General features: G+C 72.3%; 12 protein-coding genes. 1 reads left to right on the top strand and 11 read right to left on the bottom strand.

Translation table 11 applies throughout. From position 1 onward, the window contains the following. Positions 1-2 precede the first annotated feature (2 nt). The 11 genes from BQ6202_RS14850 to uppS all read right to left on the bottom strand — a co-directional run bounded on the left by BQ6202_RS14850 (position 3) and on the right by uppS (position 11699). Positions 3-1100 carry a hypothetical protein gene (locus tag BQ6202_RS14850; protein WP_083586863.1) on the bottom strand — a complete coding sequence of 366 codons (1098 nt, stop codon included), beginning with the start codon at positions 1098-1100 and terminating at the stop codon, positions 3-5. A gap of 115 nt (positions 1101-1215) precedes the next feature. After that, complete coding sequence (locus BQ6202_RS02845; RefSeq protein WP_234946086.1) at positions 1216-1449, bottom strand: YbdD/YjiX family protein; 234 nt, start codon at positions 1447-1449, stop codon at positions 1216-1218. Continuing rightward, positions 1449-3683: a carbon starvation CstA family protein gene (locus BQ6202_RS02840; RefSeq protein WP_072312953.1), complete on the bottom strand. Its 2235-nt coding sequence runs from the start codon at positions 3681-3683 to the stop codon at positions 1449-1451. The genes BQ6202_RS02845 and BQ6202_RS02840 overlap by 1 nt, the downstream gene beginning before the upstream one ends. Before the next feature lie 98 nt (positions 3684-3781). After that, the gene (locus BQ6202_RS02835) at positions 3782-4612 is read right to left on the bottom strand and encodes a nucleotidyltransferase domain-containing protein (protein ID WP_200792181.1); all 831 of its coding nucleotides are present in this window, start codon (positions 4610-4612) and stop codon (positions 3782-3784) included. A 45-nt stretch (positions 4613-4657) separates the two neighbouring features. Beyond that, positions 4658-5317, bottom strand: a complete 660-nt coding sequence (locus BQ6202_RS02830) for a methionine ABC transporter permease (protein ID WP_072312952.1) — start codon at positions 5315-5317, stop codon at positions 4658-4660. Continuing rightward, positions 5314-6342, bottom strand: coding sequence for a methionine ABC transporter ATP-binding protein (locus tag BQ6202_RS02825; RefSeq protein WP_072312951.1), 1029 nt, complete (start codon positions 6340-6342; stop codon positions 5314-5316). Before BQ6202_RS02825 ends, BQ6202_RS02830 begins: the two co-directional genes overlap by 4 nt. A gap of 116 nt (positions 6343-6458) precedes the next feature. Then, the gene (locus BQ6202_RS02820; protein WP_072312950.1) at positions 6459-7415 is read right to left on the bottom strand and encodes a MetQ/NlpA family ABC transporter substrate-binding protein; all 957 of its coding nucleotides are present in this window, start codon (positions 7413-7415) and stop codon (positions 6459-6461) included. Positions 7416-7519: 104 nt separating this feature from the next. After that, positions 7520-8110, bottom strand: a complete 591-nt coding sequence (locus tag BQ6202_RS02815) for a prepilin peptidase (protein ID WP_083586861.1) — start codon at positions 8108-8110, stop codon at positions 7520-7522. 65 nt (positions 8111-8175) lie between these two features. Continuing rightward, entirely contained in the window at positions 8176-9261 is a 1086-nt protein-coding gene (locus BQ6202_RS02810) for a DNA glycosylase AlkZ-like family protein (protein ID WP_072312949.1), read from the bottom strand. 68 nt (positions 9262-9329) lie between these two features. After that, complete coding sequence (locus BQ6202_RS02805; RefSeq protein ID WP_200792179.1) at positions 9330-10667, bottom strand: PhoH family protein; 1338 nt, start codon at positions 10665-10667, stop codon at positions 9330-9332. 255 nt (positions 10668-10922) lie between these two features. Beyond that, positions 10923-11699 (bottom strand): polyprenyl diphosphate synthase, encoded by a 777-nt coding sequence (gene uppS / locus BQ6202_RS02800; protein ID WP_072312948.1) that lies wholly within the window; start codon positions 11697-11699, stop codon positions 10923-10925. A gap of 71 nt (positions 11700-11770) precedes the next feature. Here uppS and trhA point away from each other — a divergent pair, with 71 nt between their 5' ends. Beyond that, entirely contained in the window at positions 11771-12541 is a 771-nt protein-coding gene (trhA, locus tag BQ6202_RS02795) for a PAQR family membrane homeostasis protein TrhA (protein WP_083586859.1), read from the top strand. The last annotated feature ends 19 nt before the right edge of the window (positions 12542-12560 follow it).

Below are 12560 nucleotides of genomic sequence, written 5' to 3'. Positions count from 1 at the left end.
CGTCAGGCGACGCTGAGTGCTGCGGCGATCTCGCGGTGCAGGTCGAGCAGCGGCGCTGTGCGCTCCGCGGGCCCGCGGCCGAAGCCGCACTCGGTCGCGATGCCGAACGCCGGCACCGCGGTGCGCGCGGCCGCCGCCCGGCGCAGCGCGCCGCTCACACCGTCCTCGTGGTGCACGAGGCCGAGGAAGACCTGCGTGCCGCCCCAGGCGACGGCCGCGAGCGGGGCGAAGTACTCGGCATCGTCGCGCTCGATCGGGACCGGGAGGTGGAGGAAGTCGACCCGGTGCCGCGCGGTCGCGAGCACGCCCTTCGCCACGGCAGCGAGGTGCCGCGCGTCCTGCGGCTGCACGAAGTGAGCCTCTTCGACGTCGCCGTAGCAGAGGTGGTAACCCAGCTCGACGCCCTCCGGCACCCAGGCGCCCGCCTCGGTGAGCCGCTCCACGATGCCCTCCAGCGCGTCGCCACGCCACCACGGCTCGAGCGCGACGGCCGGCCCGCGGTCGCGCTCGAGGATCGCGAACTCGACCGCCGCGTCGAACTGGATCGCCAGCCGCTCGTGCGGCACGGCCGCGAGGATGCGCTCGAGCTCTGCTCGGAGCGCGTCGCGGTAGACGGGCTCGAAGGCGGACCGGCTGCCGGGCTCGAGGAACGCGCCCACGATCGCGACGGGCGTCGGCAGCGAGACCTGGAAGCGCGTCTCGGGTGCGATGACGCCCTCGTCCTGCAGTGCTGCGAACCGCTCGAAGGAGTCGATCGCCGCGCTCGCGTACCCGAGGTCGGGCAGCTCGACGTCGCCCGTGACGCGGAACTGCCGCACGTCGAAGCGGTCGCGGATGCGGAAGCCGGCTTCGCCGACGCGCTCGAGGCCGGGCGTCGCGTCGAAGCGCAGGGTCTGGAACTGGATCCAGTAGAAGCGCTCACCGACCTCGCCGTCGGGGATGCGCGGCACCGCGCCGCCGGCGCCGACGTGGGCGGCACCGCCGAGGCGCTCGGCCACGAGGCGGAGCACCGACTCGGCGTCGGGCTGGTTGACGCTCCCGACCAGGTGGCTGGGGACGGTGCGGGTCAGGACGGTGTCCGTGGCTGCTGCTGCGCTCATGCGCCCATCCTGCGCCGCCGTGGCCGCATCCGCTCGACTGTGACGCACCGTGACGACGGCGCGCACGACGGAGCCCGGCCTCCGCAGAGGCCGGGCTCTGTCGAGCGTCACTGGCTCAGCAGCAGCGCCCCTCCGGGTTCGCGTCCTGGCGCGCATACTCGTCGCGCCAGAACTCGCGCTCCGACATGGGCGGGCGGTCGGGGTGCGCGCGGCGCTCGTGCGCGAGGTATGCCGCGTACTTCGACTCGCCGGTGACGCCCTTCGCCCACCACACGATCGCGCGCCAGCCACGCGCCAGGAGCGCGCCGGCCGCGACCGGGCGCTCCTCGCCCGCCTGCATGCCCGTCATCAGTGGCCGGACCGGGGCGCCTTGTGCTCGTCGGGCACCGCATCCCACTGCTTCTGGAGCTCGCGCTCCTCGGGCGTCGGGAGGAAGCCGGCGGGCGCGAAGATCGTCGACTCGCGCCGCTCGTCCTCGTGGTCGGCGATCTCGGTCGAGCGCATCGCCTTGATGACGTTCGCGACCGAGAAGCAGATCACGACGATCGTGAGCACCACGAAGATGACCGACAGCGAGCCCTGCACGAGCGTGTTGCGCACGACCGCCTCCATCGCCTGCACGGTCGAGGCCGAGCCGAAGCTCGTCTCCCCCGCGGCCAGCGCGTCGCGGAACGCGAAGTGGTTGGCCCAGTAGCCCACCTGCGGCACGGGCGAGAACACCTTGAAGGCGGATGCGGTGACGGTCACCACGGTCACGAACGCGAGCGGCAGCGCGACGATCCACAGCTGCCCGAAGCTGCGCCGCTTCGCGACGATGGCCAGCACGATCGCGAGCGCGATGGCCGCGAGCAGCTGGTTCGCGATGCCGAAGAGCGGGAACAGCGTGTTGATGCCGCCGAGCGGGTCGGTGACGCCCATCAGCAGCACCGCGCCCCACGCCGCGACCATGATCGCGGTGCAGATCCAGGCGCCCAGCGTCCAGGAGGTGTCCTTGAACTTCGGGAAGACGTTGCCGAGCGAGTCCTGCAGCATGAAGCGGGCGACGCGCGTGCCGGCGTCGACGGCGGTCAGGATGAAGAGCGCCTCGAACATGATCGCGAAGTGGTACCAGAACGACATCATCGCGGGGCCGCCGATCCAGCTCTGCATGATCTGCGCGAGGCCGAGCGCGAGCGTCGGTGCGCCGCCGGTGCGCGAGACGATCGACTCCTCGCCGACGGCGGCTGCCGTCGCCGTGAGCTGCTCGGGGGTCACGCTCACGCCCGTCAGGCCGAGCGACTGCACGAACGCCGCAGCGCCCTCGACCGTGCCCTCCGTGGCGGCGGCCGACGCGTTCATCGCGAAGTAGATGCCCTGATCGATCGAGATCGCGGCGACGAGCGCCATGACGGCGACGAACGACTCCATGAGCATGCCGCCGTAGCCGAGGAGGCGCGTCTGCTTCTCCTTCTCCACCATCTTCGGCGTCGTGCCGGAGGCGATGAGGGCGTGGAAGCCCGAGAGCGCTCCACAGGCGATCGTGACGAAGAGGAACGGGAACAGCGAACCCGGCCAGACCGGTCCGGTGTCACCCGCGGCGAACTCGGTGAACGCGGGCACCGTGATCTCGGGGCGCACGATGATGATCGCGAGCGCGAGCGCCACGATGACGCCGATCTTCATGAACGTCGACAGGTAGTCGCGCGGCGTCAGCAGGATCCAGACCGGCAGCACCGCGGCGACGAAGCCGTAGATCACGATGCCCCACGCGATGGTCACGCGGTCGAGCGAGAAGACCGCCTCGCCCCACGCCGTCCCGGCGACCATGCCGCCGCCGACGATCGCCGCCATGAGCAGCACGAAGCCGATGATCGAGATCTCGAGCACCTTGCCGGGGCGGATCCAGCGCAGGTACGCCCCCATGAAGAGCGCGATCGGGATGGTCATCGCGACCGAGAACACGCCCCACGGGCTCTCACCGAGCGCGTTGACGACGACGAGCGCGAGGATCGCGGTGATGATCACCATGATGAGCAGCGTGGCGACGATGGCCGCCGCACCGCCGACGCGACCGAACTCATCCCGCGCCATCTGGCCGAGCGAGCGGCCGCCGCGGCGCATGGAGAAGAACATCACCAGGTAGTCCTGCACCGCGCCGGCGAGCACGACGCCGACGATGATCCAGATTGTGCCGGGCAGGTACCCCATCTGCGCCGCGAGCACTGGGCCGACGAGCGGGCCGGCGCCGGCGATGGCGGCGAAGTGGTGGCCGAAGAGCACGCGGCGGTCGGTGGCGACGTAGTCGCGGCCGTTCGCGAGGTATTCGGCGGGGGTCGCCCTGGTGTCGTCGGGGCGGGTCAGCTTGCGCTCGATGAACTTGGAGTAGAAGCGGTAGAAGATCAGGTAGGTCGCGACCGAGGCGAACACGAACCAGATCGCGTTGACGGTCTCGCCCCTGACGATCGCGAGCATCACCCAGGCGAAGCCGCCGAGGAGTGCGATCGCGACCCAGAGGATGATCTTGAGCGGGGTCCAGCGCTTGCTGGAGGTCTCGGCTGCGGCGGTCGGCGGCAGCTCTGGCTTCGATGTGGCGACGTCGGCCATCGGGGGTCCTATCTGCGGGTGTCACGGCGGTCGGGCTGACCCAATGAGCGATCTTAGTCTCAGCCCAGAACAGCCTGTGCATCGCGTCTCCACGCGGCTCAGGGCCTCAGCGCCGCCTCGACCGCTTCGATCGCTCGCCGCGCACGGCCGACTGCGGCGACGAGCGCGGCAGCGGATGCGTCCCCGAGCGCGAGCGCGCCGGCCACAGCCGCATCGAACCCGGCCGGGGCGCTCGGCAGCCGCGCCGCCGCGGCGACGAGCCCCTTCTCGTTCGTGGACCATGCTCCATCGCGGCCGTGGATCGCGTGCGCGGCGATGAGCGCGGCGTGCGAGATGCAGAGCGCCACGTACGCAGCGTCGCCCCGTGGTGCCGCCTTCGCAGCCGCGTCGAGCGTCAGCCTCGCCTCCCACGTGCGGCCGGCGAGGGCATCGCCGAGCGAGGCGGGCATCTGCTGCAGCTGCGATCGCAGCGCCTCGAGCGCGCCGCTCGGGTCGGCGAGCATGCGGCCGAGCGCCAGCTCGCCGCAGTAGGCGACGTCGAGGAACCCATGGGGGTGGCCCGGCTGCGCGTGGACCGCGAGCTCGCCGCGCTGCGCACGCTCCCACTGCTCCTCGACACGCGCCAGGTCGCGACGGATCCAGTCGACCGCCGTGCCGTCGACGACGAGCCAGGCCCCGCCGTCGACCCATGGTCCCCACGCGCCCGATGCGGTCCAGCGCGCAGCCGGGGCCGACGCATCCGACCACGCCTCGGCGAGCGCCGCGATCGCCGCCTCGTCGACGGTGCCGTGCAGGTACACCCCGAGGTCGACGTCGGAGTCAGGCGCTGCCGCGCCGCGCGCGCGGGAGCCGCCGAGCACGACGCCCACCACGCCGTCGATGCGGCTGAGGTCGCCCGCCATGGCGAGCAGGGTGGCGTCGTCGAGCACGTCGGCGAGCCTAGCGGCCGGTCGGCCATCGCCGCGGCGCCAGCGTCAGCGTCGCATGATGCGGCGCGCCAGCCAGTTGCCGAGCGCCTGGATCAGCTGCACGACGATCACGACGACGACGAGCGCCGACCACGTGACCACCTCGTCGAACTGCCGGTAGCCGTAGGTCACGGCCCAGTTGCCGAGGCCCTCGCCGCCGACGAGGCCCGCGACGGCCGACATGTCGACGATCGCGATGACCGCGAAGGTGAAGCCCAGCACCAGCGGTCCCAGCGACTCGGGGATGATGACCGTGCGGATGATGCGCCACGGGCTCGCGCCCGTGGCCCTGGCCGCTTCGATCACGCCCGCCGGCAGCGCCACGAGGTTCTGCTCGACGATGCGCGCGATGCCGAAGGTCGCCGCCACGGCGATGGCGAACACCGCGTACTCCGTGCCGATGCCCTTGCCCACGACGAGCCGCCCCACCGGCTGCAGCGCCGCGAGCAGGATGATGAACGGGATGGGCCGGAACGTGTTGACGAGGATGTTGAGCACCCACCAGACCGCGCCCTGCTGCAGGATCCCGCCGCGCCTGGTGACGTAGAGCCCGGTGCCGATGATCAGGCCGCCGATGCCGCCGAGCACGAGCGAGACCGCCACCATCCACAGCATGATCCCGGTCTGCTCGAGCAGGTCGGGCACCACTCCCACGATGTCGCTCATCGCTGCTCCTCCACGCTCACGCCAGCACCGATGCCGGCCAGGGCCCGCTCGACCGCGGCCTCGTCGCCGCGCACCGCGATCGTCAGCAGGCCGTAGACCCGGCCGCGGATGTCGTCGACGCCGCCGTGCACGAGGTTGAAGTCGACACCCGCGCTCGCGAGCGCCGCGAAGACGCGCGCCTCCGAAGCACCCTCGTCCGTGAACGAGATCGTGAAGAAGCGGCCCTCGTGCTGCGCGCGCAGGAGGGCGAGCTCGTCGCCCTCGGGCAGCGCCCGCACGACCGTCTGCACGAAGCGCCGAGCGACCGCGGTCTGCGGGTTCGTGAAGACGTCGTAGGTGGGTCCGACCTCGACGACGCGTCCCGCCTCCATGACGGCGACGCGGTCGGCGATGCGCGTGATCACCTCCATCTCGTGGGTGATCACGACGATGGTGACGCCGAGCTCGCGGTTGACGCGCGCGAGCAGGTCGAGCACCTCGGCCGTCGTCTCGGGGTCGAGGGCGGAGGTGGCTTCGTCCGCAAGCAGGATCTGCGGATTCGCGGCGAGCGCGCGGGCGATGCCGACGCGCTGCTGCTGCCCGCCGGAGAGCTGCTCCGGGTAGGCGTCGGCGCGACCGCCGAGGCCGACGAAGTCGAGCAGCTCCTCGACGCGCCGCCGGCGCTCGGCCTTCGCGACGCCGGTCACCTCGAGCGGGTAGGCCACGTTGCCTGCGACGGTGCGCGAGGTCAGCAGGTTGAACCGCTGGAAGATCATGCCGATGCCGGTCTGCTGCTCGCGCAGCGCCTTGCCCCGCAGCGCGCTGATGTCGACGTCGCCGACGGTGATCGTGCCGGCCGTGACCGGCTCGAGCTGGTTGATCAGCCGCACGAGCGTCGACTTGCCGGCCCCCGAGTAGCCGATGATGCCGAAGACCTCGCCCTGCTCGATCGCGAGCGAGACGTCGTCGACGGCGACGATCTCGTCGGCGCCCCGCTTGGAGGGCGGGAACCGCTTCGAGACACGGTCGATCACGATGTGCGCCATGGGGGCTCCTGGGTCGGGGGTTGTGCTGCTGGTGTGCGGTCCGCCGCCCGGGACGGGCGTCGGCGCGGGCGTCGCGGCGGCGGCCCGAGAGGGCCGCCGCCCTCAGCTCCAGCGCGCTACTGCTGCTCGAGCGCTTCCTGCACGGAGGCGAGCGACTCCTGCAGCTCTGCCTTCGGCGTCGAGACGAACAGCCCGGTGCCGCCGGAGGACTCGAGCGCGCCCGCCTGCACCTCCTCATTCGTCTGGAAGATCTCGACCAGGCGGTTCAGCACCTCGTCGTCGGCGTTCTCGGCCGTCGTCGCGAAGATGTTGATGTAGGGCTGCGCGGCCGGGTCGGCCGGGTCGTCCTGCGCGATGGCGTCCGCCGGGTCGATGCCCGCGTCCGTCAGGAAGTCGTTGTTGACGATCGCGGCGGCGACGTCGGGCAGCGACGTGGCGGTGATGGCCGCGTCGACGGCGCTCACGGTGACGCGCGACTCCTCCTCGATGATGTCGTCGACGGTCGAGTAGGGCGTGCCGCCCTCTTCGAGCGCGACGAGGCCGGCCGACTGCAGCACGAGCAGGCCGCGCGCCTGGTTCGTGTCGTCGTTCGGCACGATGACCTCAGCGCCGTCGGGGATCTCCTCGACCGACTCGTACTGGGAGGAGTAGAGGCCGATCGGGTAGGTCGCCGTCGAACCGATCGGCTGCAGGTCGTCCCCGGCCTGCGTGTTGTAGTTCGCGAGGTAGATGATGTGCTGGAACTGGTTGATGTCGAGCTCACCCTCGCTCACGGCGGGGTTCGGCTGGTTGTAGTCGGTGAAGTCGACGATGTCGAGCTCGATGCCCTCCGCCTCGGCGGCCTCCTCGAAGGCCGTCCAGTAGGGCTCGGCGGCACCGACGACGCCGAGCTGCACCGGGTTGTCGGCCGTGCCGAGGGTCGATGCCGCGGCGTCGGCCGGTGCCGAGCCGGCGGGTGCGGATCCGGCGGGTGCCGATCCGGCAGCGCAGCCGACGAGGGCGACGGCGGTGCCGAGCGCACCGGCCACGGCGAGGGAACGGCCGAGGGAACGGCGGATGCTGCGGTTGGACATGGTGACTCCTCCAAGTGGTGCGGGACTGCCTCCACGCTAGGAACGCGCGCCGCCGCCGCAGCAATCGGGCTGTCACGGAACGTCACACGGCGCACCCGCGCTCGTCACGCGCCGCCGAAGGCGGCGACACCGACCCCGAGTGCGTGCCCGACGAGCAGCCACGGCCCGAACGCGATCGTCCGCCTCCCGGCCATGAGCGCGACGAGCCCCGCGACACCACCGACGACGACGGATGCGGCGAGCGCCACGAGCGGGACGGCCCAGCCCAGCGTCGCGGTCGCGAGCGCGAGCGCCGTGCCGAGCTTCACGTCGCCCATGCCCATCCCGCCGACGAGCGCCATCACCAGCAGCGCGGCACCCACGCCGAGCGCGGCGAGCACCGCCAGGTCGCCCGCGATCGCCCGCGCGGCGCAGGCGATCGCACCGACGAGCAGCAGCGGCACCGTGATGGCGTTCGGCAACCGCCGCTCGGCCATGTCGATGCGCGCCAGCGCAGGGGCGGCCGCGGCCGCGGCGGCAAGCGGCACGACGGCGACCGCATCGCTGCCCCACGTCGGCAGCAGCACGCCGACGACGACCGCGAGCAGCACGCCGCTGGCGTCGACGGGCAGCAGGCGCACCGGCCGAGCGAGCGGTCGCGGCGCCAGGACGAGGCGGTCGACGCTGCCCGCGGACGGAGCTGTCGGGCCGGTCATGGCCGCCACGGTAGTGCTGCGACGCGCCTGCCGGACGCCGCTCTCCACAGCTGCGGCGCGCCGGCTCAGCCGTGCTGCCAGGCGGCGACCCGCCGCTCGATCGTCGAGGCGGTCGCCGCGGGCACCGGCTCGATGAGCTCGATCTCCGGCGCGCCGCGACCGCGAGCCGCGCGCCAGCGCCCGACCGCGCGTCCGTCGACGAGCACCGCGGGCTGGAACACCCCGTTGTTGCCGGGCACGAGGGCGGCGCGCATCTCTGCACCGGCGGTGAGCGAGCGGTCTCGGTAGCCGAGGATCCACTCGTCGAAGCCGGGCACGAGCAGCACTCCGGAGCGCCGGCCGGCGACGGCCTCGTCGACCACGAGCATCGCGGCGTCACGGACCAGCACCTCGTGGATCCCCCCTGCTCCAGCGAGCGCCGCGCGCACGGTCGACCTCGGCAGTGCCAGCCACCAGGCGACGTCGGCCTCACTGATGGGAGCGCGCGCGGCGACGACGCGGCGCACCGCCTCTGCGAGCGCCGCATCCGGTGCCCGCACCGCAGGCGGCGCGCCGCCGACCAGCAGCTGTGCGGTGCCGGCGAACGGCCCGAAGCGCACGAGCCCGTCGTAGGAGTGCAGCGCGAGCAGGTGGTACCCGCGGCCACCGGAGACGTCGATCCCCGCCGCCTCCCACGCGGCCATGAGCGCCGGGCGCGGCTGCGGGGCGCCCGCGAGCATCTCGACGAGGACGGCGGCGGAGCGCTGCGCGGTCCCCTCGTCGATGCCCCGGTCGAGGCACATGCGCCACTCTCGCGCCCGCATCCGCGCAGCGACCGCCGTGTGCAGCGTCGCCAGATCGGTCGGTGTCGCGACGAAGAGCGTGCCCCGCATGGCCCATGACCGCACGAGCTCTCCCCGATCGAAGGCCGCGCGCACGTCGTCGAGCGTCGTGCCGCGGGTCGAGCGGATCGCGATCGCTTGCAGCACCTGCGCCAGATCCTGGCCCTGCATCGCGACCATGCGCCGCACGACCTGCGTCGGCGTGCGGGCGACTGCGGATGTCGCGGCACCGTCGAGGCCGCTGTCGTCCGCACCTGCGCGGCCGCGCCGGTCGAGCCCCTGCGCGACCAGGCGCATCCGCCGTGCCTCGACCGCCGTCAGCTGCTGCACGCCCACACGCTCCCCACGGGCGCCCACGGGCAGGGCACCGGAGCCGATGCCCTGCCGCGGGCCGCCGCTCAGCCCTCCAGCAGGCTCGTCACGAGCGCCGCGATCCGCGATCGCTCCGAGCGCATCAGGGTCACGTGACCGAAGAGGTCCTCGCCCTTCAGCGTCTCGATCACGCTCGCGACGCCGTCGTGCCGACCGACGCGCAGGTTGTCGCGCTGCGCCACGTCGTGCGTCAGCACCACCCGCGAGTTCTGGCCGATGCGCGACAGGACCGTCAGCAGCACGTTGCGCTCGAGCGACTGCGCCTCGTCGACGATCACGAACGCGTCGTGCAGCGAGCGGCCGCGGATGTGCGTCAGCGGCAGCACCTCGAGCATGCCGCGATCGGCGACCTCGTCCAGCACGTTGTCGCCGACGAGCGCACCGAGCGTGTCGTAGACCGCCTGCCCCCAGGGGTTCATCTTCTCGTCCTTGTCGCCCGGCAGGTAGCCGAGCTCCTGACCGCCCACCGCGTAGAGCGGCCGGAAGACGATGACCTTCTTGTGCAGTCGCCGCTCGAGCACCGCCTCCAGGCCCGCGGCGAGCGCGAGCGCCGACTTGCCGGTGCCCGCGGAGCCACCGAGCGAGACGATCCCGACCTCGTCGTCGAGCAGCAGGTCGATCGCGAGCCGCTGCTCGGCCGAGCGCCCGTGCACCCCGAAGACCTCGCGGTCGCCGCGCACGAGCGAGATCTCGCCCCTGCGCGTCACGCGACCGAGCGCAGAGCCGCGCTCGGAGGAGATCACGAGCCCGGTGTTGATCGGCATGTCGGCCACGAGCGCCGTCTCGAGCCGCTCCTCCTCGTAGAGGGCGTTGATCTGCTCGCCGGAGAGCGCGAGCTCCGCGATGCCCGTCCAGCCCGACTCGACGGCCTGCTCGGCGAGGTACTCCTCGGCCGCGAGACCGATCGACGCGGCCTTCACGCGCATCGGCATGTCCTTGGAGACGACGCAGACGTCGAGCCCGTCGCCGGCGAGGTTCGAGGCGACCGCCAGGATGCGCGAGTCGTTGTCGCCCAGCTGCAGCCCGCTCGGCAGCACGGCGAGGTTCGAGTGGTTGAGCTCGACGCGCAAGGACCCGCCGCCCTCGGTCGGCACCGGGAAGTCCAGGCGCTCGTGCACCACGCGCAGGTCGTCGAGGTTGCGCAGCGCCTTGCGGGCGAAGTAGCCGATCTCGGGGTCGTGGCGCTTCTTCTCGAGCTCGGCGATCACGATCACGGGGATCACCACCTGATGCTCGGCGAAGCGGTGGATAGCCCCCGGGTCCGACAGCAGCACGCTGGTGTCGAGCACGTAGGTGCGCTGCCGGGTCTCGAGGCGCTCGTCCTCGGTGGCTCCGGCTGCGGGGGTGGTGGCGAGTTCAGGCACGTGACGCTCCTTCCGACCGGGGTCGGATCACGCGGCCGTCGCCTCCCGTGGTGCTCGCTGGCGCGAAGGCCGCTCGCTTGCCGGGCGGAACTGCCCGACAGGGCCGAATCTACGCTCGGCGCCCACGCATCCACGACGACACACGGACGCGTCGGCACTGTTCACCTGCCGGCAATCTGCCGGGCACACGGTCGCGGGCGGCGCCTGCGCCAGTGCTCGTGCCCGTGCCAGTGCTCGTGCCCTCCCGCCGGCGCGTCACTTCCCGTAGCGGCGCTCCCGCAGCCCGTAGGCCCGCACCGCGCGCAGGAAGTCGACCTCTCGCAGGTCTGGCCCGAGCGCCTCCACGAAGTAGAACTCGCTGTGCGCGCTCTGCCACAGCATGAAGTCGCTGAGGCGCTGCTCGCCGGAGGTGCGGATCACGAGGTCGGGATCCGGCTGCCCGGCGGTCGAGAGGTGCTCGGCGATCAGCTCGGGCGTGAGCCGCTCGGCGAGCTCGGCTGGGCTGGACGTGCCGGCCTGCTCGAGGATCCGCCGCACCGCCTCGACCAGCTCGTGCCGGCCGCCGTAGCCGACCGCGAGGTTCACCTGCAGCCCGTCGTTGCCGGCCGTGCGGTCGACGGCGCCGCGCAGCGCCTCGACGAGCGGCGCCGGCAGCCCGCGCACGTCACCCACGTGGCGGATGCGGCGGCCGGGCTGGTGCGAGAGGTCGTCGGCGAGCTCCGCGATGATCTCGCACAGCTCGCCGAGCTCCTGCGAGGCGCGGCCCGTCAGGTTGTCGCGCGAGAGCAGGTACATCGTGACGACCTCGACGTCGATCTCGGCGCACCAGTCGACGAACTCGCGCAGCTTGACGGCGCCGGCGCGGTGGCCGTGGCCGGCGGTGGCGAGCTTCTGCTCGCGCGCCCACCGGCGGTTGCCGTCGATGATCATGGCGATGTGGCGAGGCACGGGTGCGCGCACCAGGTCGCGGCGGAGCCGCCGCTCGTAGTAGCGGTACACGAGCCGTGAGCCCGGGGCGCTGCGCAGTCGCATCTGCTGAATCTATCGGGCGCCCACCGCTGCGGATGCCATCTCCGGCACTGCGTACGCCCTACGCTGTAGTCATGGCAGACCGCATCGCGCCCGGAGCACCGGGCGACTCCGCCGCAGACGGCGGCACCTCGCTCGAGGAGGTCGTCGACGGCGCGCACCTCCCCTTCATCGACGCCGCAGGCGAGTCGATCGCGGAGGCGAAGGTCGAGGGCAAGCCCTCGTGGCGCGGCTGGATCCACGCCGCGACCGCGCCGCTCGCGCTCGTCGCCGGCATCGTGCTCGTGGTGCTCGCGAACGGCGCGGTGGCCACCTGGTCGACCGCGGTGTTCGCGCTCTCCGGCGTGCTGCTGTTCGGCATCTCGGCCGTCTACCACCGCTTCGCCTGGCAGGAGCGCACGCGCCTGGTGATGAAGCGCCTCGACCACGCCAACATCTTCCTGCTGATCGCGGGCTCCTACACGCCGATCGCGCTGCTGACCCTGACGTCACCGACCGACTGGATCCTGCTCTCGGTCATCTGGGGCGGCGCCCTGCTCGGCATCGCGTTCCGCGTCTTCTGGCTCACCGCGCCGCGCTGGCTCTACGTGCCGATCTACCTCGCGCTCGGCTGGGCCGCCATCGCCTTCATGGGCGACATCTGGGCCGCGAACGCCGTGACGGCAGCGCTCGTCATCGCCGGTGGCCTCGCCTACACGATCGGCGCGATCTTCTACGGCACGAAGAAGCCGAACCCCTTCCCCGGGCACTTCGGCTTCCACGAGCTCTTCCACATCTGCACCGTGATCGCCTTCGCGTGCCACTGGACGGGCATCCTGCTCGTCGCCCTCGACCCACCCGCCTAGCGACCCAGGCGCCGCTGGA

Origin of the sequence: Agrococcus sp. Marseille-P2731, assembly GCF_900117395.1 — a bacterium.
In the GTDB taxonomy this organism is placed as follows: Bacteria; Actinomycetota; Actinomycetes; order Actinomycetales; family Microbacteriaceae; genus Agrococcus.
The sequence above is the reverse complement of the archived record's forward strand: the minus strand, read 5'-3'. Positions and strand labels throughout refer to the sequence as shown.